The organism is Saccharopolyspora sp. NPDC045839 (assembly GCF_056431645.1).
Map to the genome: position 1 here is coordinate 1 of NZ_JBWKKH010000043.1, position 26,070 is coordinate 26,070.

Below are 26,070 nucleotides of genomic sequence, written 5' to 3' on the forward strand. Positions count from 1 at the left end.
CGGCACCCTCGCCCAAGCCATCCTCACCCTCGAACACGAAGCAGGATGAAAAAGGCTCATTGAAATCGAAGGTTCGATTTCAATGGAAATTGCGGGCGACGAACGGCCCCTCCTCGGGATGGAGGGGCCGTTCGCGCTGGTGGGGTCAGTTGTTGTCGAGGTCCGAGGCGACCAGCTGGGCGAGGTGCTCCAGCGCAGCTTCCGCGCCGTCGCCCTCGGCCGCGAGCACGACCTCGTCGCCGTGGCCCGCGCCCAGCGTCATCAGGCCCAGGATGCTGCCCGCCTCCACCGGCTCCGTGTCGTCCTTGCGGATCGTGATCTTCACGGGCTGCGCTGCGGCGGCCTTGGCCACTAGTGCCGCCGGCCGCGCGTGCAGCCCCACCTTGCTTGCCACGGTGACCCGTCGCTCGAACATGGCTCTCCGTTCGTCGGGGAAATGGGGAAGCGTTGGCCGGGGATCAGCTCTTGTCGGGGCCCGACTTGGCTTCCTCACCAGCATTATCCGTGCTCGCCTCGGTGGTTTCCGTGTCGTCCTCCTCACGGCCCGGGGTGCGCAGGTTCCACTTCGTGATCACGAACCGGAACACGAAGTAGTAGATGACCGCGTAGCCCAGGCCGATCGGGATCAGCCACAGCGAGTTCTGCGAGATGCCGAAGTTGAGCAGGTAGTCGATGGCGCCTGCGGAGAACCCGAACCCGGAGTGGATGTCCAGGGCGTTGACCAGCGCCATCGAGGTGCCGGTGAGCACCGCGTGGACCAGCAGCAGCGGCCAGGCCACGAAGATGAACGCGAACTCCAGCGGCTCGGTGATGCCGGTGAGGAACGAGGTCAGCGCGACCGAGATCATGATGCCGCCGACGACCTTGCGCTGCGACGGCTTCGCGGTCTGCCAGATGGCCAGCGCCGCGGCGGGCAGGGCGAACATGAAGATCGGGAAGAAGCCGGTCATGAAGGTGCCCGCGGTCGGGTCACCGGCGAAGAAGCGGGCGATGTCGCCCTTCTCACCGTGGTAGTCGCCGAAGAGGAACCAGACCACGTTGTTCGGGATGTGGTGCAGGCCGAACGGCAGCAGCAGCCGGTTGATCACGCCGTAGATGCCGCCGCCGATCACCGCGTTCTGGGTGACCGCGTCGCTGAAAGCGGTCAGCGCGGTGTCGAAGATCGGGAACAGCAGGCCCATGATCACGCCGGCGATCACCATGGCGAACGCCGTGATGATGGGCACGAACCGCCGCCCGCCGAAGAAGCCAAGGTAAGCGGGCAGCTTGATGCGGTGGTAGCGCTGCCACAGCCAGGCCGCGGTCAACCCGGCGACGATGCCGCCGAGCACCCCGTACGGGCCCTTGTTGAAGGCCTTGTCCGCCTCGGTGCCGGTGATCTCCCAGAGCACGCCCGAGAGCACCAGGTAGCCGACCGCGCCCGCCAGCGCCGTGGAGCCGTCGGCCTTCTTCGCGAAGCCGATCGCCACACCGATCGCGAACAGCAGCGGCAGGTAGTTGAACAGCGAGTTGCCCGCCGCGCCGATCACGCCGGCCACGGGCTGCATCCAGGGCAGCAGAGCCCCGAGGCCCTCCTTGCCGAGCAGGTCGTCCTGGCCGAGGCGGTTCAGCAGAGCGGCGGCGGGCAGGACCGCGATCGGCAGCATCAGGCTCCGGCCGAGCCGTTGCAGCAGGGCGAAACCCTTTCTGTCGCCCTTCGCCGCGGTGGCGTTGGCACTCATCGGTTACCTCCTGTGTCGTGGACACCGGGTCGTCTGGCGGGATGTTCGCGTCCGGTCGGCCCGGTCGGCCGCCTGGACGGGCGGTGGTGGCCGGAGCCGCTCGGGATGCGGTTCAGCTGCATCGTCACCTGGTACAGGTCGCCGCGGTACCAGGAAGTCATGTCCTCGACCGGGCGGCCCTGGGCCGTGGAGATCCGGCGGAACACCAGGACCGGGCTGCCGGTGCGGACGCCGAGCAGCCGCGCGGTCTCGGCGTCGGCGCCCTCGGCGAGCACGGTCTGCGTGCCGCTTTCCAGCTGCACCTCGTAGTTGCGGGCCAGCAGGGTGTAGAGCGAGTCGGACAGGTCGTGGTCGAGCAGGCCGGGCAGCAGCCCGGCGTGGTACCAGCCGCGTTCCACCGCCATCGGCGCACCGTCGGCCTTGCGCAGCCGGTACAGCCAGTACGCGGGCTGGTCGGGCCGGAGTCCGAGCGCTTCGGCGGTGGTCGGCGGCGGGATCGCCTCGGTCGCGTCGAGCAGCACCGTCTCCGGCTGCATGCCGCGGCGGCGCATGTCCTCGGTGAACGAGGCGAGGTGCAGTTGGGAATCCACCCGGGGCCGGGTGGTGAAGGTGCCCTTGCCTCGGACCCGTACCAGCAGACCCTCGGCGACCAGCTGCCCGACCGCCTCGCGGACGGTGAGCCGGGAGACGCCGTAGCGCACCGCGAGGTCGCGTTCCGACGGCACCGGCGAACCGGGCAGCAGTTCTTCGCTCGCCAGCTCGCGCAGGATTTCCCGCAGCTGGGCGTGCTTCGGCGTCGGGCCGTCGCGCAGCACGTCAGTCACGCCCTCGGGGCGGGGACTGCCGTCCGCGGTTCGCCGTGCGGCCACGCTGCCTCCATCGGACTTGCTTCCGGTGCCCGGGGGCACCGGCGCCGGTCGATCTCGAACGGATCGGATCCGGTGCTGTTCACCGGTCCCGCCGAGTTGGTACTGTCCGGTCTAAACCAGTCGGTTGCGAACAATGCGCTTTCATCCGATCGAGTGTCAAGACGGCTCGCGATTCGTTGCCGCATCGACACCGAGTGGCGCAAGATCGTCGCGACGCGGTGCGCAACGCCCGCGTCGTCGGAGGACGAAGGGAGCACGGGGTGGCTCAGGACAAGGCCGCGGCAATCCTCGCCGCACTTGGTGGCGGGGGCAACGTGGTGGAGATCGAGCCGTGCATCACGCGGCTCCGCTGCGAGGTCGAAGACGGTTCGAAGATCGACGAGGCGGCGCTGAGGGCCGCCGGGGCGCACGGCGTGATGGTGCAGGGCTCCGTCGTGCAGGTCGTCGTCGGCCCGGAGGCGGACACGCTGGCCGAGGACATCGAGGACCTGCGGTGAGCACGGAGGTCGGCAGCCCGGTGGCGGGCCTGGCCACCGCCCTCAGCGAGGTGCCCGACCCGGTCTTCTCGCAGGCCATGGTGGGCCCCGGGGTGGCGGTGCAGCCGTCCGGCGGGCGGGCCGACGCGGTCGCGCCGGTGGCCGGCACGATCGCGACGCTGCACCCGCACGCCTTCGTGGTCGCCTCGCCCGGTGGCACCGCGGTGCTGGTGCACCTGGGCATCGACACGGTGAAGCTGAAGGGCGAGGGCTTCGAGTTGCACGTCGCCAAGGGCGACGTCGTCGAGGCCGGCCAGCGCATCGTCACCTGGGACCCGTCCGAGGTGGAGTCGCACGGCTACTCGTCGATCTGCCCGGTCATCGCGCTGGACATCGCGCCGGAGGCCCTGGTCGACGTCCGCGAGGACGGCCAGGTCGTCACGGGCGACACCCTGTTCACGGTGGACGCCTGAGCCTCGCGCGGGGCGCGTCAGGTTTTTGAAGCGAACGGACTGTTCGCCTCGCTAGGTGAGGTGAACAGGCCGTTCGCTCGTTCCCAGCGGGGTTCCCGACACGCGGGGTTTCGCCGATCGGGTGCGCGGAGTTCCGGGGCGGCGCGTCGATGCTGGTGCGATGGTCTTGTTGATCGGGATCGCCGGTGGTGCAGCGGGTTTCGGCGCGGGCCGGCTCGGGCGGCTCTTGTTGTGCTCGGCGCGCAGGGGTGTCCGGCCGCCTCGGATGTGGTGCGAGGTGGCGGTGGGTCTGCTGTGGACGGTGGTGGCCGTGCGCGCGGCGACCGGGATGCCGTTGTGGTGGGTGGCGGTGCCGCTGTTGCTCGGCTGGCTCGCGGTGCTGCTGACGGCGTGCGATGTGCTCGCCTCGCGGCTGCCCGATGTGCTGACCCTGCCCGCGTATCCGGTCGCCGCGGTGCTGCTGGCCGTCGTGGCGGTGTTCCGGCCGGATGTGCTGCTCGGCGGCGCCGCCGGTGCGGTGGTGTTCGCCGGGACGTACCTGCTGGTGCGCGTGGTGTCGCCGGGGGCGATGGGCCCGGGCGACGTGAAGCTGGCGGGCAGCCTCGGCGCCGTGGTGGGCGCGGTCTCGTTGCCGGCGGTGCTGTTCGTGATGGCGGCCGCGGCGGCGTTGACGCTGGTGGCGGCGCTCTGGGCGAGGATCGGCGGCGTCCCCCACAGCCCAGCGATGCTCGCCCCGGCCTGGCTCGTCACCACCTTCGCCCCGTGGCCGTGAGCAGGCGGAATGCATGCACCGGTTGCGGCTGGTCGCGCCAGCCCGAACGCCGGTCCCGAGGTTGCCGTGGCCGTGTGTTCGGGCGAAAGCGCAGTGCAGGACCCCGGGCGGGTTCAAGCTGGACTGAACGTGGCAGGATCTATGTGTGCTGCGTTGGATGACCGCTGGAGAATCGCATGGCCCCGCCCTGGTTGCGGTGCTGGAAGGCATGGTGGCCGGAGTCGAGGTGACTTCCGCCGACATCGCGACCCAGTTGGAGCGGCGCAAACTCGGTTTCGGCCGCAGCCCCCGGATGAACTTCGAGGCCGATGAGCTGGAGCTGATCGGCGGCATCCGGCACGGGCGGACCCAGGGCGGCCCGGTCGCGATCCGCATCGGCAACACCGAGTGGCCCAAGTGGGAGCAGGTGATGGCCGCCGACCCGGTCGACGAGGACGTGCTGTCGTCGCTGGCCCGCAACGCGCCGCTGACCCGCCCCCGGCCCGGGCACGCCGACATCGCCGGGATGCAGAAGTACGGCTTCGAAGAGGCCCGGCCGGTGCTGGAGCGCGCGAGCGCCCGCGAGACCGCCGCCCGCGTCGCCGTCGGTACCGTCGCCCGGCAGTTCCTGCGGCAGCTGCTCGGCGTGGAGATCGTCAGCCACGTCATCAGCCTCGGCGGCGTCGACGCCACGCACGACGTGCTGCCCGGCCCGGACGACCTGGACGCCATCGACCACAACCCGGTGCGCGCCTTCGGCGACGCCGCCACCGAGAAGATGATGGCCGAGGTCGACGCGGCGAAGAAGGACGGCGACACCCTCGGCGGCGTCGTCGAGGTCATCGCCTACGGGCTGCCCCCGGGCATCGGTTCCCACGTGCACTGGGACCGCAAGCTCGACGCGCGGCTGGCCGGTGCGCTGATGAGCATCCAGGCGATCAAGGGCGTCGAGATCGGCGAGGGCTTCGCCAACGCGCACCGGCGCGGCAGCGCGGCGCACGACGAGATCTACCCGGACCAGGGCGCGAAGTGGGTCCGGCGGGACAGCAACCGGGCCGGCGGCCTGGAGGGCGGCATCACCAACGGCGAGCCGCTGATCGTCCGCGCCGCCAAGAAGCCGATCTCCAGCCTGCCGCGGGCACTGGCCACTGTGGACATGGTGACCGGCGAGCCGGCGCAGGCGATGCACCAGCGCTCCGACATCACGGCGGTGCCGCGCGCCGCGGTCGTCGCCGAGACCATGGTCGCGCTGGTCCTCGCGGAGGCCGTGCTGGAGAAGTTCGGCGGCGACTCCCTGCCGGAGACCCGCCGCAACGTCGAGGGCTACCTGGCCTCGCTGCGCGAGCGCGCCGAGAAGCGGCAGGTGCGGTGATGGCCCCGCGCGCCGTCGTGATCGGCCCGCCGGGCGCGGGCAAGACGACGATCGGTCGGCTGCTGGCGCAGCGCCTGGACGTGCCGTTCCGGGACACCGACGACGACATCGTGCGGACCGCGGGCCGGCCCATCTCCGACATCTTCGCCAACGACGGCGAGCCCGCTTTCCGGGCCATGGAAGAGGAAGCGGTCGCCGCGGCGCTGCGCGAGCACGACGGCGTGCTGGCGCTCGGCGGCGGCTCTGTGCTGTCCGAGCTCACCCGCGAGCGGCTGGCCGGGCACCCGGTCGTCTTCCTGTCCGTGGGCCTGGCCGAGGGCGCCAAGCGCGTCGGGCTGTCCACCGCGCGGCCGCTGCTGGCCGGGGTGAACCCGCGCGCCACCTTCAAGGCGCTGCTGGACGCGCGGCTGCCCATCTACCGCTCGGTGGCGTCCGTCGAGGTCGCCACCGACCACGTGACGACCGGCGAGGTCGTGGAGCAGGTCGTCGCCGCGCTCGCCGCGAGCAGCACACCGTCCAACTGATCAGAACTGAAGCCCGAAGGGACGATGATGACCGAGCCGGTGCGGATCAGGGTGGCCAGCCAGCAGCCCTACGACGTCGTGGTCGGCCGGGGACTGCTCGACGAGCTCGTCGACTTCCTGCGCGACGCATCGGTGGTGGCGCTGGTGCACCAGCCCACCATCACCACCACTGTGGAAGCCGTGCGCGACGAGCTGGCCGCGGCCGGTGTGGACGCGCACCGGGTGGAGATCCCGGACGCCGAGGACGGCAAGAGCCTGCAGGTGGCCGGGTTCTGCTGGGAGGTCCTCGGCAAGGTCGGCATGGACCGCAACGGCGTCGTCGTGTCCTTCGGCGGCGGTGCGGTGACCGACCTCGCCGGGTTCGTCGCCGGGACCTGGATGCGCGGCGTGCGCGTGGTGCACGTGCCGACGACGTTGCTGGGCATGGTGGACGCCGCGGTGGGCGGCAAGGCCGGCATCAACACCGACGCGGGCAAGAACCTCGTTGGGCTGTTCCACGAGCCGAGCCTGGTGCTGGCCGATCTGGCGACGCTGGAGGGGCTGCCGCGCAACGAGCTCGTCGCCGGCATGGCCGAGATCGTCAAGGCGGGTTTCATCGCCGACCCGGAGATCCTGCGCCTCATCGAGGCCGACCCGGCGGCGGCGACCGACCCGGCCGGTGACGTGCTGGGCGAGCTGGTGCGCCGGTCGGTCCAGGTCAAGGCCGACGTGGTCGCCGCGGATCTGCGGGAATCGCACCTGCGCGAGGTGCTCAACTACGGCCACACCCTGGCCCACGCCATCGAGCGCCGGGAGCGCTACCGCTGGCGGCACGGCGCGGCGGTCAGCGTCGGGCTGGTGTTCGCCGCGGAGCTGGCCCGGCTCGCCGGGCGGCTGGACGACGAGACCGCCGACCGGCACAAGCGGGTCCTCGACCTGCTCGGCCTGCCCACCAGCTACGACCCGGACGCGCTCGGCCAGCTGCTGGAGGCGATGCGGGTGGACAAGAAGACCCGGTCCGGGGTGCTGCGGTTCGTCGTCCTGGACGGCCTCGCCAAGCCCGGCCGCCTGGAGGGCCCGGACCCGTCGCTGATCGCCGCCGCGTACTCGGCGGTCACCGGTGGCGAGGCCAAGTCGGGCTCGGAGGTGCTGCTGTGAAGGTGCTCGTCCTCAACGGGCCGAACCTCGGCCGGCTGGGCAGGCGGGAGCCGTCGGTCTACGGCAGCACGACCTACGCCGACCTGGTCGGGATGTGCGAGCGCGCGGGCGCGGAGCTGGGCGTCGAGGTGGAGGTCCGGCAGACCGACCACGAGGGCGAGATGGTCCAGTGGCTGCACGAGGCCGCCGACGAGCAGTGGCCGGTGGTGCTCAACGCGGGCGCGTGGACGCACTACTCGATCGCGGTGCGCGACGCGGCGGCGCAGCTCGCCGCCGACCTGATCGAGCTGCACATCTCCAACGTGCACAAGCGCGAGGAGTTCCGGCACGTCAGCTACCTGTCGGCGGTGTCCACCGCCGTCATCGCCGGGCTCGGCGTCGAGGGCTACCCGCTGGCCATCCGCTGGCTGGCCGACAAGGCCCGCAGCTAGTTCACCCGGTCCGGGGTCGTGAGTGTTTGGGTTGCTATAGAGGCTGTTTTGGATGTCGGGGTGCGAGGTGTGGTAGGGCGGGGTTTGTCTTTGAAGCGGCGCAGCCGCTTAGCCCACCTACGGAGCTTGCACCGCTGCGGGTTCTCAGGTGTTTTCTCGCGAGGACAGCCCCGACATCATGAATTGGTCATTCATGATGTCGGGGATCCCACAGCGAGAAGGCGCCTGAGGTCCCGCTACCTGCACCGCCACGCAGGATGAGTTTGGAAACAGGGCTCTATAGCGACCCAAAACACTCACGAACCGGACGTGCCTTGGTCCGTTCGGGATCTAAGTTGGGTGCAGGTGCCCTTCACCTCGGTGTTGGCGCGGGTCTGGGGGGAGCATCGGTGCGGGATCGGATCGGGCTGCGCTGGTCGGCCGCGCTGGCCGCCGTCGCGTTGCTGTCGGGTTGTACGCAGGTCGAGGGCGCGCCCGGCCCGCCGCCGCAGGCGGAGAAGCGGGTCGAGCCGCCGAAGGACCCGGTCGAGTTGGATGTCGGCGGCGAGCGCGGCAGCGCCGAGGTGGTGGCGGCGGGCGGGATGCCCGCGCCGTACAACTACGGACCGACCGTGCTCGTGGAGGGCGGGAAGTACCGCACCTGGTGGTGCAGCCAGCTGCCCGGGGTCGGCCCGCCGGGTGACGACATCCTGACGGCCGAGTCGGGCAGCCCCGGCGGCCCGTTCCTCGCCGCCGGTGGCGCGCCCGCGGTGCCGGTCTTCACCGGCCAGCCCGGCGCATTCGACGGCATGCACACCTGCGATCCGTCGGTGCTGCGGGTCGACGGCCGCTACTACCTCTACTACACCGGCGCGGCGGGGGATCACGCGCACGGCAACGCCATAGGGGTGGCCAGCAGCGAGGACGGCCTGGCCTGGCGGCGGGAGGCCGGCGGCAGGCCGATCGTCCTGGCTTCCCGCGAGGTGAACCGGGAGAACGTCTACGGCGCGGGCCAGCCGTCCGCGCTGTACCTGGACGGCTGGTTCTACCTGATGTTCACCGACACCACGGCGTCCGGCGCGGGCTGGAACGGGGCGGGCCAGTTCGTGCTCCGCGCGCGCAATCCCGAGTTCACCGACCAGTTGCAGTCGTTGACGGAGCGGGGTTTCCAGCCGGCGGGCGCGCAGCGTTCGCGTTCGGTGGTGGACGCCTTCAGCGCGGACTGGATGTGGGTTCCGGCGCTGGACGCGTTCGCGATCGCCCACCAGACCTCGGCGGGCACCACGATCACCTTCTGGGACCGGGACTTCACCCGCCACCCCTACGAGCCGGTGGTCGTGCCCGGCCCCTGGCGGGAGGGCCCGGGCCTGGTCCGCGGCCCCGACGGGCACGCCCCGGAGTCCACATCGGACCCGTGTGGCACGGTTCCGGTGGACGTTCTCCGCGCCACTGCGGCGTTTCCGTCGCCGACCGAGATCCGCCACTTCGGCATCGACGTCGCCGGCGCCGACGGGTGCCGGACGACCGCGCAGGCAGCGGCGGTCCTCGACGGGTTCGCGGTGCCGTCCCCGGCCCGCACCGTGGACGTGGTGCGGGACGGCCGGCGGGTCCGCGTCGAGCGCCGCTCCGTCGCCGAGCAGCTGGTCACGAGGGTTCTCGACGAGCGGGTGCCCGCGCTGGACGAGCTCCCGGTCGCCGGCACGATCCGCTCCGCCGCGCCCGCCCTGCGGTCCCCGCAGGGCGCGGTCGGCCTGCTCGACGACAAGGGTCGGCTGTGGACGGTGACCGCGGAGGTGGCGGCCGCGAACGGTTCGCCGGTCACCGACGTCTCCCAGCCGGAGTGGGACGCGCACGCCCCGGCCGGCGATCTTCGCCGCTGATCAGCGCCCGGCGACCAGGTCCGCGACCCGCAGGTCGGTCAGGAACATGTAGCCGGGCGCGTGCGTGATCGCCAGTTCCGGGCGCACCTCGGCGAGCACCGCCTGCGGGGTGACGCCGCACGCCCAGAACACCGGAACCTCGTCGGCTTCGAGCGGCATCGGGTCGCCCCAGTCCGGTGTGGACGGATCGGCGATGCCGATCTCCGCCGGGTCGCCGACGTGCAGCGGCGCGCCGTGCGCGAACGGCAGCTCGGCCGTCACGGCGACGGCCCGCTCCACCTCGGATCGCCTGATCGCCCGCATGGACACCACGACACTGTTGTCCAGTCCCTCAAGGTGGAGAAGAAGCGCGTCAAATCCGCACTCGACGCCACCGCTCAAACGCTGGGATGCCTGCTGCTCAATGCATTGGCGCTAGAATTGGTGTATCCCAAACGCAGCCGACGAAATACGAATCCGATCACAACCGGGTTTCCTTTCCAGCGCGGTGAACCGACGATTCTAGTTCTTCTTTCGAAGTCGCCTGGGCCTGGAAGTAGGCGATGGCGGGGGTCAGCGCCACCACGGGCAGGTAGATGTCGAAGTAGTCGACGAAGAATCCGAAGCAGGCGCCCTTCACGGCGCGCTTCGCCGGTGGCTCCGCCGCTGCTGCTCGGGGTCGTTCGTGCGGTCGGAGAGGTCAGTGGGCATGGGGGAGCGCTCCTTGGCTCGGGCGAGCGAGGCGTGGCGCTTGCGCCGGTGTCGCGGACCGCACTGGACTGGTCCGATGTGGACAGTCGACGCTCCGGTGTGCTCGCGGCGGCCGCGAGTGGCCCGACCTTAAGAGTTCGTCAGACGATAATCAAGGCGTGCCGCGTCATCGGCTCGCCGTTCGTCAGTCGACGAAGTGTTTCTGCAGCGCCTCTTCGGCGTCGACGAGGTAGGCGTCCAGCAGGGTCGCCGCGCCCTCCACGTCGCCGGAGCGCAGCGCGTCGGCGATCTCCTCGTCGCGCTCGAGGAACGCCGAGTGGAACACCTGGGTGTCCTTCATGTGCGCGTAGGCCAGCCGGAACTCGGCGAGGACCTCGCCGACCACCGCGTCCAGCCGCGCGCTGCCGGCCAGCGCGACGAGCGCTTCGTGGAACCTGATGCTGGCCGCCGCTACGTCGTCCCAGCGGCCCTTCTCGGCGGCCTCGCGGCCGTCGGAGATCGCGGCGGAAAGCCGGCGCAGCCCGGCCGGTTCGAGGCTGCTGATGTGCCGCAGGGCAGCGCATTCGATGACCCGGCGCACCTCGTAGAGGTCGGTGACGTCCTGCCGGGAGAGCTGCCGGACGAAGACGCCGCGGCTGAGCTCGTGGACCAGCAGCCGCTCCCGGATCAGCAGCCGGAACGCCTCGCGCAGCGTGCTGCGGGAGACGCCGTGCGCCTGCTTGACGCGTTCTTCGGACAGCCGCATGCCGGGCACGAGCTCGCCGGCGGCGATCTCGGCGCGCAGCGCGTCGGCCACCCGGCTCGCGGCGCCGCTCGTGTCGGTCACGTGGGTCCCCTTCGTCCGGCCGCGGCGGGCGCGCGCGGTTCATGCAGTTTACCCGGCGGGCTCCGTGGTTCCCGGGCAGATCGTCTGACGATCCGTTGCGAGATCGTCTGACGATCCGTACTGTCCCGGGTTGCGCGCTCCCCGTCGAACCGGAGGGTTCCCATGGCAGATTCACGTGCGCTGCGGGTCGGGGTGGACATCGGCGGCACCTTCACCGACCTGGCGGTCCTCGACGACAGCGGGATCGTCGCCGTGGGCAAGGCGCTGACCACCCACCACGAGCCCGCCGCGGCGGTCGAAGCGGTGCTGCGGCAGGCAATAGCGGATCACGGGCTCGACCCGGCCGGCATCGCGACCGTCGTGCACGGCACGACCCTGGTGACCAACGCGCTGATCGAGCGCCGCGGCGCCCGCACCGCGCTGCTCACCACCGAAGGCTTCCGCGACGTGGTCGAGATGGGCCGCGAACACCGGTACGAGCTCTACGACCTCGGGCTCGAACTGCCGCGCCCGCTCGTGCCCCGGCACCTGCGGTTCGGCGTGCGGGAACGGGTTCGCGCCGACGGCGCGGTGGTGACGCCGCTGGACGCGGCCGCCGTCAAGCAGCTCGGCGTCGAACTCGCCGCCGCCGGGGTCGAAGCCGTCGCCGTCTGCTTCCTGCACAGCCACACCAACGGCGAGCACGAGCGGCAGGCCAGGGAGATCCTCGAAGCCGCCGCGCCGGAGCTGCGGGTGGCGCTGTCCAGCGAGGTGAACCCGGAGATCCGGGAGTACGAGCGGAGTTCCACCACCCTCGCGAACGTCTACGTGCAGCAGCTCGTCGAGGACTACCTCGCGGACCTGCGCGCCCGGCTCGGCGGGCTCGGGGTGCGCACCGATCCGCTGATCATGCTGTCCAACGGCGGCGTCGCGGCGATCGAGGTGGCGCGGCGGTTCCCCATCCGGATGCTGGAGTCGGGGCCGGCGGGCGGTGCGCTGGGCGCCGTCGCGTTCGGCCGGACCGCGCGGCGGCCGGACCAGCTGGCCTTCGACATGGGCGGCACCACCGCGAAGCTCTGCATGATCGAGCAGGACCGCCCGCTGATCACCCACACCTTCGAGGTGGACCGGGTGTACCGGCTGCGCGCCGGTTCCGGGCTGCCGGTGCGGGCGCCGGTGATCGACATGATCGAGATCGGCACCGGCGGCGGCTCGATCGCCCGCGTCGACCCGCTCGGCCTGATCACCGTCGGCCCCGATTCGGCGGGCTCGGAGCCCGGTCCGGTGAGCTACGGGCGCGGCGGCACGCGGTGCACCGTCACCGATGCGGACGTCGTGCTCGGCTACCTCGACCCGGCCCGGTTCCTGGGCGGCGACATGCCGCTGGACGCGGCGGCCGCCGCGGCGGCGATCCGGGAGCAGGTGGCGGACCGGCTGGGCGTGTCCGTCCCGGAGGCGGCGTGGGGAATCCACACCACGGCGAACGAGAGCATGGCCAACGCCGCCCGGGTGCACGCCATCGAGCGCGGCCAGGATCCGGGCCGGCTGCCGCTGTTCGTCTCGGGCGGCAACGGGCCGCTGCACGGCCCGGGCGTGGCGCGGGCGCTCGGGTCGCCGTCGATGGTCGCGCCGCCGGCCGCCGGGGTGCTCAGCGCGCTGGGCTTCCTGTCGGCGCCGATGTCGATCGACGTCGTCCGCTCCCGGCACGCGCTGCTCGGTGAGATCGGGCTCGACGACGCGCGGGCGCTGTTCGCGGAGATGGAAGGCGAGGGCGCCGAGGTGCTGACCGCGTCCGGTGTCGCGGCCGCCGACGTCGTCCACGAGCGGACGCTGGAGATGCGGTTCGTGGGGCAGGGCAGCGAGATCGAGGTGCCCGTCCCGCCGGTCGGCGACGGCTGGCGCGACGAGGTGCTGGAGAGCTTCCGGCGGCAGTACGCGCAGCGCTTCGGCACGGTCGCCCCCACCGGCGTCGAGCCGGAACTGCTCACCTGGCGGGTCACCGCGCGCGGCCCGGAACCGCCCGCCCGGCTCGGCTTCGAGTCCACTTCGGACGGACAGGACGCGCTGACCGGGCACCGCGACGCCTACTTCGCGCCGGAGGGCTACGCGCCGACGCCGGTCTACGACCGGTACCGGCTGCGCGCCGGCACGGTGCTGACCGGGCCCGCGCTGGTGGAGGAGCGGGAAGCGACGCTGCTCGTCCCGCCCGGTGCGCGCTGCACCGTCGAGGCCGACAGCAGCATCTTCGTCGAGTTCGCCGTGGGAGGTTCCCGATGAGCCGCGTCGATCCGGTGCTGGTCGGCCTGGTCGCCAACCGGCTGCACTCGCTGCTGGACGAGCAGCAGGCCGCCTTGGTGCACACCGCGTTCAGCCCGGTGGTGCGCGAATCCCTCGACCTGGCCTGCGCCGTGTTCAACTCGGCGGGGGAGATGGTGGGGCAGTCCAGCGGCGGCACTCCCGGGCACATCAACGCGATGGCCACCGGGATGCGGCACATCGTCGCCGAGTACCCGCCCGAGGTCCTGGCCGACGGCGACGTGCTGATCACCAACGACCCGTGGATGACCTCGGGGCAGATCAACGACATCACCATCGCCACCCCGGTGTTCCGGGGCGGGGTGCTGATCGCGTGGTTCGCGAGTTGCTGCCACTCGCCGGACATCGGCGGCCGGATCCTGTCCGCGGCGGCCACCGAGGTCTTCGAGGAAGGGCTGCGGTTGCCGATCCTGAAGCTGCGGACCGCAGACGGTCCTAATAGGACGCTGGAGCGGTTGGTCCGGGCGAACGTGCGGACGCCGAACGAGACGATGGGCGACATCTACGCGCAGGTGTCGGCCAACCAGGTCGGCATCCGCAGCCTCGACCGGATGCTGGACGAATTCGGCCTCGACGGCATCGACGAGGTCGCCGCCGAGATCATGTTGCGCTCCGAGGAGGCGCTGCGCGCGGCGCTGCGGGAGATCCCGGACGGCACGTACTCGGCGAGCATGGACTCGGACGGCTTCGACGGCGACGCGATCCACCTGGCGGTCGCGGTGACCGTCGACGGCGACGCCGTCCGAGTCGACTACGCGGGATCGTCGCCGCAGTCCCCGCACGGCGTCAACGTGGTGCTCAACTACACCCGGGCGTACACGTCGTTCGCGATCAAGGCGGCGCTGGCGCCGGAGGTGCCGCACAACGCCGGGTCGTTCCGGCCGGTCGAGGTGGCCGCGCCGCGCGGTTCGGTGCTCAACTGCGTCGAACCCGCGCCCGTCGCCTCCCGCCACCTCGTCGGGCACTTCCTGCCCAGCCTGCTCTTCGAGGCGCTCCGCCCGGCCGTGACCGGCGGTCTGCCGGCGGTGAGCGCGGACGCCCTGTGGATGACGGTGTGGCGCGGCGCCGGCATCGACGAGCCGCAGCCGTTCACGCTGACGGTCTTCGGCGCGGGCGGGACCGGTGCGCGGCCGGACAAGGACGGGCTGAACACCACCGGTTTCCCGACCGGGGTGCGCGCCGCGCCGACCGAGGTGCTGGAAACCCTGACGCCGCTGGTGCAGTGGTGCCGGGAGCTGCGGCCGGATTCCGGTGGCGCGGGGCGGTTCCGCGGCGGGCTGGGCCAATCGGTGGAGGTGTCGCGGCACGGGCCGCACGGCTGGACCGTGAACGCGAACATCGACCGCGTCGAGTTCCCGGCCGTGGGTGCGGAGGCCGGATCCGCCGGTGCGGCAGGGGAATTCGTCGACGCGAGCACCGGCCGGGAGCTGCCGCGCAAGCAGCTCGTCCGGCTCGGCGCCGACTCCCGGGTGCGGCTGCGCTTCCCGGGCGGGGGCGGCTACGGCCATCCGGAGGCCCGGCCGGTCGACCGCGTTCTCGACGACGTCGTCAACGGCTACGTGAGCATCGACGCCGCGCGCGAGCTCTACGGCGTGGAGATCGAGTACACCGGCGACCCGGACGCGCTGGTGCGGCCGCCCGATTCCTACCGCGTCCGGAGCGCGACGCCGCGCCGCTGACGGTGCGGCGCCTTCGGATGGCGCCTCACGCCAAGGATCATCGCTCGCCGGTGCCCGCCTCGATGCTCCGCACGGTGAGCTGGTTGCCGGGCAGCTTGTCGTTCGCGCAGCCGGTTTCGGGGTTGTCGAACGCGATGTACATCGACGCCGTTTCCTGCGGCGGGTAGATCCGCAGGCCCTTGGCCGTTTCCGGCCGGCAGGCGGCGGTCTCGTAGTTCTCGACGGTCGCGAACCCGATCACGGCGGCGGCCTTCTCACCGGGCTGGAGGGTGATCGCCGGCCCCTTCTCGTCGACCCGGGCGGCGGCCGCGCCGACCTGGTGCCCGTCTTCGCCGCCGACGTAGGACACGCCCGGGAAGCCCTGGATCACGCACTCGTCGCCGCTGGTGTTGGTGAAGATCAGCGGGCGGTAGTGGGTGCCGGCCGCCGCGCCGCCCCTGCCGAACGACAGCTGGAGGTCCGTGGCCTTGCAGAGCCCGTTGTCCGGCTTCTGCTCCGGTTTGGCGGTCGTCGAGCCGGCGGCGGTGGTCTCCGGGGTCGAGCCGGCACCGGTCGACTCGGCGGGGGCCGAGTTCGCGGGCGGGTCCTGGATGACCGATCCCGGTCCGTCCGCGTTCGATCCGCCGGGGCTGCAGGCCGCCAGCCCGACCGTCAGCGCAGCCGCCGCGACCGCGAGAATCCTGGCTCGAATCATCGATTCCGCCTCTCCGTGCACCAATGTCGGCCGTAGGACGCGCGGTCGCCGGTGAGGTTGCCGGAGTTGTTCGATCTGTGATCAGCGGTCGCCGAGGAGCCCGGCCACCAGCCCGCGGGCGTACGCGGTGCCGAGACCGCTGGGGCGGAACAGGATGCGGTACATCATGGGGGCGACGACGTGGTCGACGACCGCCTCCGTGCCGGGTGCGCTCTCGCCGCGTCCGGCCGCGCGGGCGAGGATGACGTCGATCTGCTCGGCCGCGTAGGCCGAGCACTGACCGGCGTTGCTGCCGTCCGGGTCGCCGAGCAGCGCGTCGCGGATGTAGGCGCGGCCCGGGGGAGAGGACATCTCCTCCAGGAACTGCTCGGCCCAGCCCGTCAGGTCGGCGGCCAGGGCGCCCCGGTCCTCCGGCGGAGTCTCGGGGCGCAGCCGCTCGACCGCCACGTCCGACAGCAACTCCTGCAGGTCGCCCCAGCGGCGGTAGATCGTCGACGGCGTGACCCCGGCGCGGGATGCCACCAGCGGAACCGTCAGCGCGTCCCGGCCCACCTCGGTCTCGAGCTCGCGCACGGCGTTGTGCACCGCTTCCTGGACCCGGGCACTGCGTCCGCCCGGACGCGCCATCGGCTTCCTACCCATGGCCCAACCTTAAAGCAAAGGCATTGCTTCTAGGGGCGTCTAGGTCACCGGCGCGAGCTCGCGGGCGGGCTCGGTCTGCTCGTACGCGTGCCCGACCCGGAGCAGCAGGCCCTCCGCGAAGGGCTTCCCGAGCAGCTGCATGCCGATCGGCATGCCCGCCTGGTCGCGGCCGACCGGTACGGACAGCGAGGGCACCCCGGTGACGTTGGCGGGAGCGGACAGGCGCACGTAGGCGTCGGAGGCGCTCTCGCTCGTGCCGTCGGGCCAGGCGATCGATTCCGCCCCGGCCCGCACGGCGGTCACCGGCACCGTCGGCGCGGCGATCACGTCGATCTCCGCCAGCATGCGCGCCCATTCCTGGCGCATCAGCGTCTGCGCGCGTTGGGCACGCAGGTAGTCCGCGGCGGACATCAGGGCGCCGGCTTCGAGGAGGATGCGGACATCGGGCCCGTAGGCGTCGGGCGCCGTTCGCAGGGTCTGCTCGTGGTACGCGGTGGCCTCGGGCACCATCAGGCCCCAGTGCGTCGCCTTGATGTAGCGCGTCATCGGGATCTCGACCTCGACCGGCCGGGCACCGAGGCTCGCGAGGCGGTCGACGGCCTGCCGGACCGCGGCCTCGACCTCCGGGGCGACCCGGTCGAAGTAGTAGTTGCGCGGCACTCCGACGCGCAGGCCCGTCAGGTCGGTTGCGGCGGGCGGCCGCTGGTCCTGGTCGCGCCCGGCGAGGACGGCCAGGACCAGGGCCGCGTCCTCGACGGTGCGGGTGATGGGACCGACGTGGTCCAGGGACCAGGACAGCGATGTGACGCCCTGCCGCGGAACGAGGCCGTACGTCGGCTTGAGGCCGACCACCCCGTTCAGCGCGGCCGGCACCCGGATCGATCCGCCGGTGTCGGTGCCCAGGGCGAACGTCGCCGCTCCCGCCGCGACCGCAACGGCGGACCCGCCGCTGGAGCCCCCGGCGATCCGCTCCTGGTCCCAGGCGTTGTTCGTCTGCGGCGTGATCAGCCCGTAGGCGAACTCGTGGGTGTGGGTCTTGCCGAGCAGGACGGCGCCGGCCCCCGCCAGGCGCGCGGCGACGGTGCTGTCGGCGTCCGCGAGGTGGCCGGCCCGCGCCCGGGAACTCGCGGTGGTCGCCGTGCCGGCGACGTCGATGAGGTCCTTGAGCCCCATGGGAATTCCGCGCAGCGGGCCCTGGGACTGGTCGGCCGCGCGCGCCTCCTGGTGCGCTCGTTCCGCCATCACCGAGACGTAGGCCTGCAGGCGCGGTTCGACCTGCTCGATGCGGCCGAGCACCGAGTCCACCAGTTCGACGGGCGATAGTCGTCCGGCCCGCATCTCCGCGGCGGCGGCCGCGACGGTCAGCTCATACGGCTGCATCGGGCCGCTCCTCGTCTGCGTGGTGGGCGGGCGCGGTGTCCCCGAAGTCCAGCTCCCGGAGCAGCGAGACGACGGAGTGGATGTATTCGGCCGTGGCCGCGACCTCGGCGTGGCGGTCGGCCGCCAGCGGGAGCCCGGAGCGGGCGGCCCATCGGGCGGCCTCCGGCGGCGTGAGTCCAGCGGACATGAGCGCGCCCTCCTGTCGAATAAAAGCTAATGGTTTGCTTTAGTCGACTGTAGGGCCTATCGTGCCTTAAAGCAAACGGATAGCTTTTAGTCGGCGCGATCGGGCAGACGGAGGAAACGAAGGAACATGAACGAATCCGCCGCGACGTGGACCGTGGGTGACACGACCGTCCACCGCATCGACGAGGTCCTCCTGCCACCGGCGACCGGGCCGTGGCTGCTGCCCGACGCCACCCCGGACGTGGTCGCGCGGCAGGGCTGGCTGCGCCCTGACTTCGCGGATCCCGAGGGCGTTCTACGCCTCGACAGCCACAGCTTCGCGCTGGTCGTGGGCGGGCTGCGCGTCCTCGTCGACACCGGCATCGGCAACGGCAAGACCCGGGCGAACCCGGCGTGGCACGACCTGCGGACGGACTACCCGGAGCGCCTCGCCGCCGCCGGATTCGCCCCTGACTCCGTCGATCTGGTCGTCCTCACCCACCTGCACACCGACCACGTCGGCTGGAACACGCGCGACGAGCAGGGTGAATGGGTTCCCGCCTTCCCCTGCGCCCGCTACGTCGTCTCCCGTGCCGAGCGGGAGTTCTGGGCCGGGTACGACATGGACGAGCCTCGGCGGCAGATGTTCCGCGACTCCGTGCACCCGGTCGAGGACGCGGGACTGCTCGACCTGGTCGACGTCCCGGCAGCGGGCACCGAAATCGCACCCGGCCTGCGCCTGCTGCCGACTCCCGGTCATACGCCCGGCCACATCGCCGTCCAGCTGAGCAGCGGCGGAGAGACGGCGCTGATCACCGGCGACTGCGTCCACCACCCCGTCCAGCTCGCCGAGCCGGACATCGGCAGCTGCGTCGACATCGACCCCGAACAGGCCGAAGCCACGCGCCGATCCGTGCTCGCATCGCTCGCCGGCACCGGAACCCTGTTGCTGGGCACCCATTTCCCGCCGCCGACCGCGGGCCGGGTGATCACCGACGGCGACGCCTACCGCCTCGTGCCAGGAAGCCTCTGAGAACCTGCGGCGGTGCGGGTGTCGTAGGTGGGTCCTGCGCCTGCGGCACATGCGGTACCCATCGACGTGCGGCCTTGCGGCCCCGCGGCTGCGGGCCGGTCAGGGTGAAAGACGCTCCACGGAAGTTGCGGATCGTCGGCGTGTCGGGACACGACACGCCGACGGCTGTGGACAACTTCCGCAATTTCAATGGAAATCGGACCTTCGATTTCCATTGAAATTGCGGTCCGCCTTCGGTGCCGCTGACGCCCCGTGCGGCTGTGCGCGGAGCAGGCGCTCAGGCGCTGCGGCGGAAGGTGCGGCGGTAGGCCGCGGGGCTGGTGCCGAGGCGCAGCCGCAGGTGCTTGCGCAGCGATGCCGCGGTGTTCAGGCCGGACTGCTCGGCCACCGCCTCGATCGGCAGGTCCGTGACCTCCAGCAGGTGGCGGGCGTGCTCGATGCGCTGCTGCAGCAGCCAGTCCAGCGGGCTGGTGCCGGTCTCCTCCCGGAACCGGCGGGTGAAGGTCCGCACGCTCATCCCGGCGTGCGCCGCCGCGTCGTCCAGGGTGAGCGGCTCGGCGAGCCGTTCCAGCAGCCACGCCCGGGTCGGCGCGGTGCCGGAGCCGCTGGTCTCCGGCAGCGGCCGCTCGATGAACTGGGACTGGCCGCCGTCCCGCCACGGCGGCACGACGCAGGACCGGGCCGCGCGGTTGGCCACCTCGCTGCCGTGGTCGCGGCGGAGCACGTGCAGGCACAGGTCGATCCCGGCGGCCACGCCGGCCGAGGTCAGCACGTCGCCGTCGTCCACGAAGAGCACGTCCGGGTGCAGCTCCACCTGCGGGTACAGCCGCCGGAAGCGCGCCGCGTGCGCCCAGTGCGTGGTGGCCGGGCGGCCGTCGAGCAGGCCCGCCGCCGCGAGTACGAACGCGCCGGTGCAGATCGACATGATCCGCGTGGTGCCGGGCAATCCGGCCAGGTAGCCGGCGAGTTCGGGGGACAAGCTGCCGTCCGTGCACGGCCCTTCGACGTAGGTGCCCGGGATGATCAGCGTGTCCGGCGCGGCCAGGAAGTCCGGGCTGGCCCCGGGCAGGATCGAGAAGCCCTTGGTGGTGCTGATCGGGCCGCCGTCGAGGCTGCAGACCTGGATGTCGTAGAGCGGCTCGCCGTCATCGTCGCGGGCTCCGGAGAAGATCTGCGGGGCGATCGCCAGGTCGAAGCCGACGACGTCGGAGAGGCCCAGGACGGCTATTCGGTGCGGGATGGCCATGGCCGGATCTTCTCACATATTGTCTGTCCGGCCACTGGTTCCGCCCCGCCGTTTCGGCGAGGCTCTTCGATGTGATCAGTACTGGGACCGCGCGACGCGTCCACCCCGCCTGGTGGGTGGCGGCCGTCGCCTTCATCGCCCTGCTCGGGTCCGCCGCCTTCCGGTCGATGCCCGGCGTGTTCATGAATCCGCTGCACGACGAGTTCGGCTGGCCGCACAGCGTCATCTCGGCCGCCGTGTCGCTGAACCTGCTCCTCTACGGCCTGACCGCGCCGTTCGCCGCGGCGCTGATGGCGCGCTTCGGCATCCGCCGGGTCACCGTCGCCGCGCTGCTGCTCATCGCGGCCGGCAGCGGGCTGACCGTGTTCATGACCGCCAGCTGGCAGCTGATCGTGTGCTGGGGCCTCCTCGTGGGCCTGGGCACCGGGTCCATGGCGCTGGCCTTCGTGTCCACAGTGGTCGACCGGTGGTTCGTGCAGCGGCGCGGCCTCGTCAGCGGCGTGCTGACCGCGGGCAGCGCGACCGGTCAGCTGATCTTCCTGCCGCTGGCGGCCGTGCTAGTCGAGAGCGACGGCTGGCGCTTCACCTCGCTGGTCATCGCGGGCACCGCGCTGCTGGTCGGCCTGCTGGTGTGGCTGGTGATGCGCGATCACCCCCGCGACGCCGGCGTCACCGCCTACGGCGCGACGGGCGACGAGCCGGAGCCGGAGCGCGACCGCGGCAACCCGGCCGCGGTCGCGCTGCGCGCCCTTCGCGACGCGGCCCGCAAGCCCGCTTTCTGGCTGCTGGCGGGCGGATTCGCGATCTGCGGGGCGAGCACCAACGGGTTGGTGAACACGCACTTCGTGCCCGCCGCGCACGACCACGGCATGCCGACCACGACCGCCGCCGGGCTGCTCGCGGTGATCGGCGTGTTCGACGTGCTCGGCACGGTGCTCTCCGGCTGGCTGACCGACAAGGTCAACCCGCGCCTGCTGCTCGCCGCCTACTACACGCTGCGCGGCCTGTCGCTGTTCGTGCTGCCGCAGCTGCTCGGCCCCTCGGTGGAGGCGAGCATGGTGCTGTTCGTGGTGTTCTACGGGCTGGACTGGGTGGCCACCGTGCCGCCGACCATGGCGCTGTGCCGGGAGCACTTCGGGCCCCGCGCCTCGGTGGTGTTCGGCTGGGTGTTCGCCTCGCACCAGATCGGCGCGGCGGCCATCGCCAGCATCGCGGGCGTGGTGCGCGACCAGTTCGGCGACTACGCCGCCGCCTGGTACGGCGCGGGCCTGCTCTGCCTGCTGGCGACGGCGTTCTCGGTGTCGATCCGGGTCGCCGGGCCGCGGTCGAAGCCGGAACCGGTCACCACGGGGTCAGCGTCACGGTGATCGACTTCGGCGCCCCGTCCTGGATGTAGGAGGCGAAACCGGCCACGTCGTCGAAGGCGAACCCGTAGGCCTTGCCGTCCTCGGTGTTGGCGTGCATCACCTTGGCGAAGTGGTTGGTGACCTGGTGCTGGTAGAAGGCGCCCGGATCGGTGCCGGGCTGGTCGGCCAGGTCCAGCAGGATGGAGCGGTTGAAACCGGCGCCCAGGATGGCCGCCACCGGACCGGTGATGCCGTCGTTCGGGGCGGCCAGCGCGCCGTCGCAGAACAGCACGTCCCTTGTGGACGGTCGTCCGATCGGCTGCACGCCGCCGTCGAAGTTGAAGGTGTCGCCGGAGATCTGGCCCGTGAAGATGCGGCCGTCGCCGGTGTTCACCTTCAGCCGGCTGCCCTGGTACTTGGCCCAGACCTCGTCGATGTAGGAGTCGTAGTAGCTGCCGGAGAACGCGCCGAGGTCGAGCCCGTGGCCCGGCGCGATCACCCGCAGGTCCTGCTGCCGCAGCCCGGCGAAGTCCGCGTTCTCCGCGACACCGCTGAGGATCTTCTCGCGGCCCCCGGCGGGCACCGTGCCCGTGGTCTGGTCCTGCGCGCCCTGCAGCCGGATCGACAGCGGCACGCTGAACATGTCGACCATCGTCGTGTTGCAGTACATCCCGTCGGGCTTGAGGGTGAATTCGACGGTGTCGTGCAGGATCGAGTGGTTCGGGTCGGTGTCGACCCAGCCCGCCGGGTACTGCAGCGCGGGCTTGCCGTCGCCGCCCGAGACGACCTTGAACTTCAGCTTCTCGCCGAGCGCGAAGTAGATCCGGCCGGACATGCTCGGCAGGTTCAGCGTCGTGTCGCCGCCGCCCTGCAGCGGGATGGCGTAGTCGGCGAAGCCGTCGGAGCCGTTGTCGGACGGCGAAACCGGCACCAGCTGCCCGTCGGGCGAGACCCGGCACTGCTCGCCGGAGTCGAGGTTCACGCCGACGACGTAGACCCAGATGGAGGCGTTGTCGAACTGGCCGCTGCGGTTGACGATCGTCAGCGGTAGCGGGACGTCGGGAGCACGGCGGCCGGCGAAGGCCGGGGCGTTGGCGAGGCCGCCGATGGCGGGCACGGCGAGGGCGGCGGCGGAGACGCCGCCGAGGAAGGATCGTCTGCTGAGCACGGCAATTCCCTTCGGCGTGGGGAATAAGTTTTGAGTCACAACAATTGTGGGAGCGGCCGCATCGGCCGCCAATACCCCGAAGCGCCGCCGCCGACTACCCGAACCGGCTCATCCGACCGGTCAAAACCGGACAACGGCGGTGGTTCGCCCGCCCACCGCCGGGTTGGCTAACTTTGGTGGCGATGACGGAACAGGTCGCGCGCAACCACTCCGAGCGTGGCGAACTCGTGCTGCTCCGCCGGGGCGGAGCGCTGGAGCTCCGGGTCAACGGCGTTTTCGTGATGGACACGGTGCACACCGAGACCGAACGGCTGCTCGCCGGCGCCACCCTGCGGGCCGCCGCCCGGACCGACCGGGTGCTGGTCGGCGGCCTGGGACTGGGGTTCACGCTGCGGGAAGTGCTGGCCGATCCGCGGGTCCGCGAAGCGCACGTCGTCGAGATCGAGCCGGACCTGATCGACTGGCACCGCCGCGGGCTCGTCCCCGAAACCGCCGATGCGATCCGGGACGACCGGGTGGTGTTCCGCGTCGGCGACGTCGCCGAGGTGCTCGACGCGCAACCGCCCGGCAGCTTCGACGTCCTGCTGCTCGATGTGGACAACGGCCCGGACTTCCTCGTCTACGACGGCAATTCCGCTCTCTACCGAGCCGATTTCCTGGTCCGCTGCAGGGCGAAGCTCACCCCGGAAGGCATCGTGGCGATCTGGTCGGCCGACGCCTCCCCGGACCTCGGCGCCGCGATGCGGGAGGTCTTCGGGAACTGCGAGGAGATCCCGATCCCGGTGACGCTGGGGCAGCAGGAGACGACCTACCACCTGTTCCTGGGCCGCCGGGCTCGTGAGTGAAGGTTCCCTTTCTTACCGGAACGAACGCTCACGAGAGCAGGTCGAGCTCCAGCAGACTGGGCTCCAGGACGCCCTCCAGCACCAGCAGCCGCCGCTTGGCCTCCAGGCCCGGGCCGAACCCGCCGAGGCCGCCGCCGCTGGCCAGCACCCGGTGGCACGGCACCAGCAGCGGCACCGGATTGCTGCCCATGATCGTGCCGACCGCCCGCGAGGCCTCCGGCCGCCCGGACAGCTCCGCCAGCCCCTTGTAGCTCACCGTCTCGCCGAAGGGCACCAGCTCGTGCAGCGTGCGCAACACGTGCAGCCGCAATCCCTCCAGCGGCGCCCACGCGATCGGCACGTCGAATTCCCGGCGCCCGCGCGAGAAGTACTCGCCGAGTTGCCGCGCGGCCTCAGCCGCCACGCCGGTGCCCCGGCTCGGCTCGACGCCGTCGAACTCGCCGAGCACCCGGTCCGGCGCGGCGAAGGCGACCCGGCACACCTCGCCGGCGGCCGCGACGACCGTCAGCTCCCCGACAGGGCTGTCCAACGCGCTCCACGTCAGCGACATGCCGGGAGGGTAGCGCCCTGCACCGACGAGCCGGGCCGCGCAAGCTCGTGGCGGCTTCCCGCCGACGTTGGCGTGACCAGGCCCGTTCGCCCCGGCGCGAGCTAGGCTCCGAAACATGCCCGAAACGCACGCCCACCGGCGCCACGCCCTCCGCGACCAGCTGCGCGAACGGGACCTGGACGCGATGTTGGTGACCGATCTGCTCAACATCCGCTACCTGACCGGCTTCACCGGATCCAACGCGGCGCTGGTGGTGCACGCCGCCGACGAGCCGGGGACCGAGTCGCGGACGGTGTTCTGCACCGACGGCCGGTACCTGATCCAGGCCGGGGCGCAGGTGCCGGACCTGGAGCGGGTCATCGAGCGGCCGAGCGATCTGGCGCTGGCCGAGCGGTTCGGGGCCGACGCCGCCGGGCACCGCCGCGTCGGCTTCGAAAGCCAGCACGTCACCGTCGACGGCCGCGACGTGCTGGCCGCCGCGGCGGGGGAGGCGGAACTGGTGCGCGCGCCCGGCCTCGTCGAGCAGCTGCGGCTGATCAAGGACGAGACCGAGATCGACGCGCTGCGGATGGCGTGCGCGGCCGCCGACCGGGCGCTGGCCGACCTCATCGCGCACGGCGGGCTGCGCCCCGGCCGCACCGAGCTGGAGGTCGCCCGCGAGCTGGAGACCCGGATGCTCGACCACGGCGCGGCCGGCCCGTCGTTCGAGACGATCGTCGCCGCCGGGGCGAACTCCGCGGTGCCGCACCACCGGCCCACCGACGCGGTGCTGGCGGCCGGCGACTTCGTGAAGATGGACTTCGGTGCCCTCGTCGACGGCTACCACTCGGACATGACCCGGACCGTGGTGCTCGGCAAGGCGGCGGACTGGCAGCGCGAGATCTACGAGCTGGTGCGCGCCTCGCAGGCCGCCGGCCGGGCCGCCCTCGCCGTCGACACCGATGTGAAGGCGGTGGACACCGCGGCCCGCAAGGTGATCGAGGACGCGGGCTACGGCGAGCAGTTCCTGCACGGCCTCGGACACGGCGTCGGCCTGGAGATCCACGAGGCACCGGCGTTGTCGCAGCGGGGGGACGGTAGAATCGGCGCCGGGATGGCGGTCACCGTCGAGCCTGGTGTCTACCTGGCAGGGCAGGGCGGGGTCCGCATCGAGGACACGCTGGTCGTGCGTCCCAGCACGCCGGAGCTCCTCACCTTGACGACGAAGGAGCTCGTCGAAGTCTGACGCGCCGAGGTGCGCCGGTTACGCCGGAATCCGGTTCGCGTCGGCAACACGCCCAAGCCATCACCACAGGAGAGACCCCCACCGTGGCATCCACGAACGACCTGAAGAACGGACTGGTGCTCAACATCGACGGCCAGTTGTGGACCGTCGTGAACTTCCAGCACGTCAAGCCCGGCAAGGGCGGCGCCTTCGTTCGCACCACCCTGAAGAACGTCCTCTCCGGCAAGGTCGTGGACAAGACCTTCAACGCCGGCGTCAAGGTGGACACCGCGAACGTCGACCGCCGCGAGATGACCTACCTCTACAACGACGGCACCGACTACGTGTTCATGGACCCCGACACCTACGACCAGGTCAACATCTCGGCCGACGTCGTCGGGGACGCCGCGAACTACATGCTGGAGAACAGCGCCGTCGTCGTGGCCCGCCACGACGAGGCCCCGCTGTACGTCGAGCTGCCCGCGTCGGTCGAGCTCGTCGTCTCGCACACCGACCCGGGCCTGCAGGGCGACCGCTCCACCGGCGGCACCAAGCCCGCCACCCTGGAGACCGGTGCGGAGATCCAGGTCCCGCTGTTCCTCAACATCGGTGACAAGGTGAAGGTCGACCCGCGCGACGGCCGGTACCTCAGCCGCGTCAGCAGCAAATGATCGCCTGCCCGTCGGCCGCGGCA

28 protein-coding genes are annotated in these 26,070 nt (G+C 71.6%); 15 read left to right on the forward strand and 13 right to left on the reverse strand.

Annotation, left to right across the window (positions count from 1 at the left end):
* Window positions 1-145 precede the first annotated feature (145 nt).
* From AC07EQ_RS37890 to AC07EQ_RS37900, 3 genes are read right to left on the reverse strand one after another with little or no spacing between them, the layout of a single operon-like run.
* Window positions 146-415 carry an HPr family phosphocarrier protein gene (locus AC07EQ_RS37890; protein WP_132493845.1) on the reverse strand — a complete coding sequence of 90 codons (270 nt, stop codon included), beginning with the start codon at window positions 413-415 and terminating at the stop codon, window positions 146-148.
* Between the two features lie 43 nt (window positions 416-458).
* A complete protein-coding gene (locus tag AC07EQ_RS37895; protein WP_478392638.1) occupies window positions 459-1,721 on the reverse strand; it encodes a PTS transporter subunit EIIC in 1,263 nt (420 codons plus the stop codon).
* On the reverse strand, window positions 1,718-2,590 hold the full coding sequence (locus tag AC07EQ_RS37900; protein ID WP_478392639.1) for a GntR family transcriptional regulator: 873 nt from the start codon (window positions 2,588-2,590) through the stop codon (window positions 1,718-1,720). Before AC07EQ_RS37900 ends, AC07EQ_RS37895 begins: the two co-directional genes overlap by 4 nt.
* A gap of 260 nt (window positions 2,591-2,850) precedes the next feature.
* Here AC07EQ_RS37900 and AC07EQ_RS37905 point away from each other — a divergent pair, with 260 nt between their 5' ends.
* From AC07EQ_RS37905 to AC07EQ_RS37940, 8 genes are all read left to right on the forward strand, one after another.
* Complete coding sequence (locus AC07EQ_RS37905) at window positions 2,851-3,087, forward strand: PTS sugar transporter subunit IIB (RefSeq protein WP_478392695.1); 237 nt, start codon at window positions 2,851-2,853, stop codon at window positions 3,085-3,087.
* Window positions 3,084-3,539, forward strand: coding sequence for a PTS sugar transporter subunit IIA (locus AC07EQ_RS37910; RefSeq protein ID WP_478392640.1), 456 nt, complete (start codon window positions 3,084-3,086; stop codon window positions 3,537-3,539). The genes AC07EQ_RS37905 and AC07EQ_RS37910 overlap by 4 nt, the downstream gene beginning before the upstream one ends.
* Before the next feature lie 160 nt (window positions 3,540-3,699).
* On the forward strand, window positions 3,700-4,311 hold the full coding sequence (locus AC07EQ_RS37915; protein ID WP_478392641.1) for a prepilin peptidase: 612 nt from the start codon (window positions 3,700-3,702) through the stop codon (window positions 4,309-4,311).
* 145 nt (window positions 4,312-4,456) lie between these two features.
* Window positions 4,457-5,662, forward strand: coding sequence for a chorismate synthase (gene aroC, locus AC07EQ_RS37920; RefSeq protein ID WP_132493850.1), 1,206 nt, complete (start codon window positions 4,457-4,459; stop codon window positions 5,660-5,662).
* Window positions 5,662-6,186 carry a shikimate kinase gene (locus AC07EQ_RS37925; protein WP_478392642.1) on the forward strand — a complete coding sequence of 175 codons (525 nt, stop codon included), beginning with the start codon at window positions 5,662-5,664 and terminating at the stop codon, window positions 6,184-6,186. Before aroC ends, AC07EQ_RS37925 begins: the two co-directional genes overlap by 1 nt.
* Window positions 6,187-6,213: 27 nt before the next feature.
* The gene (aroB, locus tag AC07EQ_RS37930; protein ID WP_478392696.1) at window positions 6,214-7,323 is read left to right on the forward strand and encodes a 3-dehydroquinate synthase; all 1,110 of its coding nucleotides are present in this window, start codon (window positions 6,214-6,216) and stop codon (window positions 7,321-7,323) included.
* Entirely contained in the window at window positions 7,320-7,754 is a 435-nt protein-coding gene (gene aroQ, locus AC07EQ_RS37935; RefSeq protein ID WP_478392643.1) for a type II 3-dehydroquinate dehydratase, read from the forward strand. Before aroB ends, aroQ begins: the two co-directional genes overlap by 4 nt.
* A 581-nt stretch (window positions 7,755-8,335) precedes the next feature.
* Window positions 8,336-9,613, forward strand: a complete 1,278-nt coding sequence (locus AC07EQ_RS37940) for a glycoside hydrolase family protein (protein WP_478392697.1) — start codon at window positions 8,336-8,338, stop codon at window positions 9,611-9,613.
* Here the strand turns inward: AC07EQ_RS37940 and AC07EQ_RS37945 are convergent, their stop codons facing one another.
* The 3 genes from AC07EQ_RS37945 to AC07EQ_RS37955 form a co-directional block, all read right to left on the reverse strand.
* Window positions 9,614-9,994: a D-glutamate cyclase family protein gene (locus AC07EQ_RS37945; RefSeq protein WP_478392644.1), complete on the reverse strand. Its 381-nt coding sequence runs from the start codon at window positions 9,992-9,994 to the stop codon at window positions 9,614-9,616.
* Between the two features lie 79 nt (window positions 9,995-10,073).
* Window positions 10,074-10,232 carry a hypothetical protein gene (locus AC07EQ_RS37950; RefSeq protein ID WP_478392645.1) on the reverse strand — a complete coding sequence of 53 codons (159 nt, stop codon included), beginning with the start codon at window positions 10,230-10,232 and terminating at the stop codon, window positions 10,074-10,076.
* A 255-nt stretch (window positions 10,233-10,487) separates the two neighbouring features.
* Window positions 10,488-11,129 (reverse strand): GntR family transcriptional regulator, encoded by a 642-nt coding sequence (locus AC07EQ_RS37955; protein WP_478392646.1) that lies wholly within the window; start codon window positions 11,127-11,129, stop codon window positions 10,488-10,490.
* A 162-nt stretch (window positions 11,130-11,291) separates the two neighbouring features.
* On the opposite strand from AC07EQ_RS37955, the gene AC07EQ_RS37960 reads away from it, so the two are divergent.
* Window positions 11,292-13,385, forward strand: a complete 2,094-nt coding sequence (locus tag AC07EQ_RS37960) for a hydantoinase/oxoprolinase family protein (protein WP_478392647.1) — start codon at window positions 11,292-11,294, stop codon at window positions 13,383-13,385.
* A complete protein-coding gene (locus AC07EQ_RS37965; protein ID WP_478392648.1) occupies window positions 13,382-15,103 on the forward strand; it encodes a hydantoinase B/oxoprolinase family protein in 1,722 nt (573 codons plus the stop codon). Before AC07EQ_RS37960 ends, AC07EQ_RS37965 begins: the two co-directional genes overlap by 4 nt.
* A 37-nt stretch (window positions 15,104-15,140) precedes the next feature.
* Here the strand turns inward: AC07EQ_RS37965 and AC07EQ_RS37970 are convergent, their stop codons facing one another.
* From AC07EQ_RS37970 to AC07EQ_RS37985, 4 genes are all read right to left on the reverse strand, one after another.
* The gene (locus AC07EQ_RS37970) at window positions 15,141-15,797 is read right to left on the reverse strand and encodes a DUF4232 domain-containing protein (protein WP_478392649.1); all 657 of its coding nucleotides are present in this window, start codon (window positions 15,795-15,797) and stop codon (window positions 15,141-15,143) included.
* A gap of 81 nt (window positions 15,798-15,878) precedes the next feature.
* Window positions 15,879-16,439, reverse strand: coding sequence for a TetR/AcrR family transcriptional regulator (locus tag AC07EQ_RS37975; protein ID WP_478392650.1), 561 nt, complete (start codon window positions 16,437-16,439; stop codon window positions 15,879-15,881).
* A gap of 39 nt (window positions 16,440-16,478) precedes the next feature.
* A complete protein-coding gene (locus AC07EQ_RS37980; protein WP_478392651.1) occupies window positions 16,479-17,819 on the reverse strand; it encodes an amidase in 1,341 nt (446 codons plus the stop codon).
* Complete coding sequence (locus AC07EQ_RS37985) at window positions 17,806-18,006, reverse strand: hypothetical protein (RefSeq protein WP_478392652.1); 201 nt, start codon at window positions 18,004-18,006, stop codon at window positions 17,806-17,808. The genes AC07EQ_RS37980 and AC07EQ_RS37985 overlap by 14 nt, the downstream gene beginning before the upstream one ends.
* 126 nt (window positions 18,007-18,132) lie before the next feature.
* On the opposite strand from AC07EQ_RS37985, the gene AC07EQ_RS37990 reads away from it, so the two are divergent.
* Window positions 18,133-19,017 carry an MBL fold metallo-hydrolase gene (locus tag AC07EQ_RS37990; protein WP_478392653.1) on the forward strand — a complete coding sequence of 295 codons (885 nt, stop codon included), beginning with the start codon at window positions 18,133-18,135 and terminating at the stop codon, window positions 19,015-19,017.
* A gap of 277 nt (window positions 19,018-19,294) precedes the next feature.
* Here the strand turns inward: AC07EQ_RS37990 and AC07EQ_RS37995 are convergent, their stop codons facing one another.
* Complete coding sequence (locus AC07EQ_RS37995) at window positions 19,295-20,263, reverse strand: GlxA family transcriptional regulator (protein WP_478392654.1); 969 nt, start codon at window positions 20,261-20,263, stop codon at window positions 19,295-19,297.
* Between the two features lie 71 nt (window positions 20,264-20,334).
* On the opposite strand from AC07EQ_RS37995, the gene AC07EQ_RS38000 reads away from it, so the two are divergent.
* Window positions 20,335-21,630 carry an MFS transporter gene (locus tag AC07EQ_RS38000; protein WP_478392655.1) on the forward strand — a complete coding sequence of 432 codons (1,296 nt, stop codon included), beginning with the start codon at window positions 20,335-20,337 and terminating at the stop codon, window positions 21,628-21,630.
* Here the strand turns inward: AC07EQ_RS38000 and AC07EQ_RS38005 are convergent.
* A complete protein-coding gene (locus AC07EQ_RS38005) occupies window positions 21,605-22,777 on the reverse strand; it encodes a glycoside hydrolase family 64 protein (RefSeq protein WP_478392656.1) in 1,173 nt (390 codons plus the stop codon). The genes AC07EQ_RS38000 and AC07EQ_RS38005 overlap by 26 nt on opposite strands.
* Before the next feature lie 182 nt (window positions 22,778-22,959).
* Between AC07EQ_RS38005 and AC07EQ_RS38010 the strand changes: the two genes are divergently transcribed.
* Window positions 22,960-23,622, forward strand: coding sequence for a spermidine synthase (locus AC07EQ_RS38010; protein ID WP_478392657.1), 663 nt, complete (start codon window positions 22,960-22,962; stop codon window positions 23,620-23,622).
* Window positions 23,623-23,650: 28 nt separating this feature from the next.
* On the opposite strand, the gene AC07EQ_RS38015 is transcribed toward AC07EQ_RS38010, so the two are convergent.
* Window positions 23,651-24,172 carry a methylated-DNA--[protein]-cysteine S-methyltransferase gene (locus AC07EQ_RS38015; protein ID WP_478392658.1) on the reverse strand — a complete coding sequence of 174 codons (522 nt, stop codon included), beginning with the start codon at window positions 24,170-24,172 and terminating at the stop codon, window positions 23,651-23,653.
* Window positions 24,173-24,287: 115 nt separating this feature from the next.
* On the opposite strand from AC07EQ_RS38015, the gene AC07EQ_RS38020 reads away from it, so the two are divergent.
* Window positions 24,288-25,397, forward strand: coding sequence for a M24 family metallopeptidase (locus AC07EQ_RS38020; RefSeq protein ID WP_478392659.1), 1,110 nt, complete (start codon window positions 24,288-24,290; stop codon window positions 25,395-25,397).
* Window positions 25,398-25,480: 83 nt separating this feature from the next.
* Window positions 25,481-26,047, forward strand: a complete 567-nt coding sequence (gene efp / locus AC07EQ_RS38025) for an elongation factor P (protein ID WP_358301538.1) — start codon at window positions 25,481-25,483, stop codon at window positions 26,045-26,047.
* Window positions 26,048-26,070: the final 23 nt, after the last annotated feature.

Bases quoted from the DNA above. Each gene is read 5' to 3' on its own strand.
- AC07EQ_RS38020 (WP_478392659.1), top strand. From the start codon at position 24,288: ATGCCCGAAACGCACGCCCACCGGCGCCACGCCCTCCGCGACCAGCTG.
- AC07EQ_RS37925 (WP_478392642.1), top strand. From the start codon at position 5,662: ATGGCCCCGCGCGCCGTCGTGATCGGCCCGCCGGGCGCGGGCAAGACG.
- AC07EQ_RS37995 (WP_478392654.1), bottom strand. From the start codon at position 20,263: ATGGCCATCCCGCACCGAATAGCCGTCCTGGGCCTCTCCGACGTCGTC.
- AC07EQ_RS37895 (WP_478392638.1), bottom strand. From the start codon at position 1,721: ATGAGTGCCAACGCCACCGCGGCGAAGGGCGACAGAAAGGGTTTCGCC.
- AC07EQ_RS37980 (WP_478392651.1), bottom strand. From the start codon at position 17,819: ATGCAGCCGTATGAGCTGACCGTCGCGGCCGCCGCCGCGGAGATGCGG.
- AC07EQ_RS38010 (WP_478392657.1), top strand. From the start codon at position 22,960: ATGACGGAACAGGTCGCGCGCAACCACTCCGAGCGTGGCGAACTCGTG.
- AC07EQ_RS37960 (WP_478392647.1), top strand. From the start codon at position 11,292: ATGGCAGATTCACGTGCGCTGCGGGTCGGGGTGGACATCGGCGGCACC.
- AC07EQ_RS37970 (WP_478392649.1), bottom strand. From the start codon at position 15,797: ATGATTCGAGCCAGGATTCTCGCGGTCGCGGCGGCTGCGCTGACGGTC.
- AC07EQ_RS37915 (WP_478392641.1), top strand. From the start codon at position 3,700: ATGGTCTTGTTGATCGGGATCGCCGGTGGTGCAGCGGGTTTCGGCGCG.
- AC07EQ_RS37990 (WP_478392653.1), top strand. From the start codon at position 18,133: ATGAACGAATCCGCCGCGACGTGGACCGTGGGTGACACGACCGTCCAC.
- AC07EQ_RS37890 (WP_132493845.1), bottom strand. From the start codon at position 415: ATGTTCGAGCGACGGGTCACCGTGGCAAGCAAGGTGGGGCTGCACGCG.
- AC07EQ_RS38015 (WP_478392658.1), bottom strand. From the start codon at position 24,172: ATGTCGCTGACGTGGAGCGCGTTGGACAGCCCTGTCGGGGAGCTGACG.
- AC07EQ_RS37975 (WP_478392650.1), bottom strand. From the start codon at position 16,439: ATGGGTAGGAAGCCGATGGCGCGTCCGGGCGGACGCAGTGCCCGGGTC.
- AC07EQ_RS37940 (WP_478392697.1), top strand. From the start codon at position 8,336: ATGCCCGCGCCGTACAACTACGGACCGACCGTGCTCGTGGAGGGCGGG.
- AC07EQ_RS37985 (WP_478392652.1), bottom strand. From the start codon at position 18,006: ATGTCCGCTGGACTCACGCCGCCGGAGGCCGCCCGATGGGCCGCCCGC.
- AC07EQ_RS37965 (WP_478392648.1), top strand. From the start codon at position 13,382: ATGAGCCGCGTCGATCCGGTGCTGGTCGGCCTGGTCGCCAACCGGCTG.
- aroB (WP_478392696.1), top strand. From the start codon at position 6,214: ATGACCGAGCCGGTGCGGATCAGGGTGGCCAGCCAGCAGCCCTACGAC.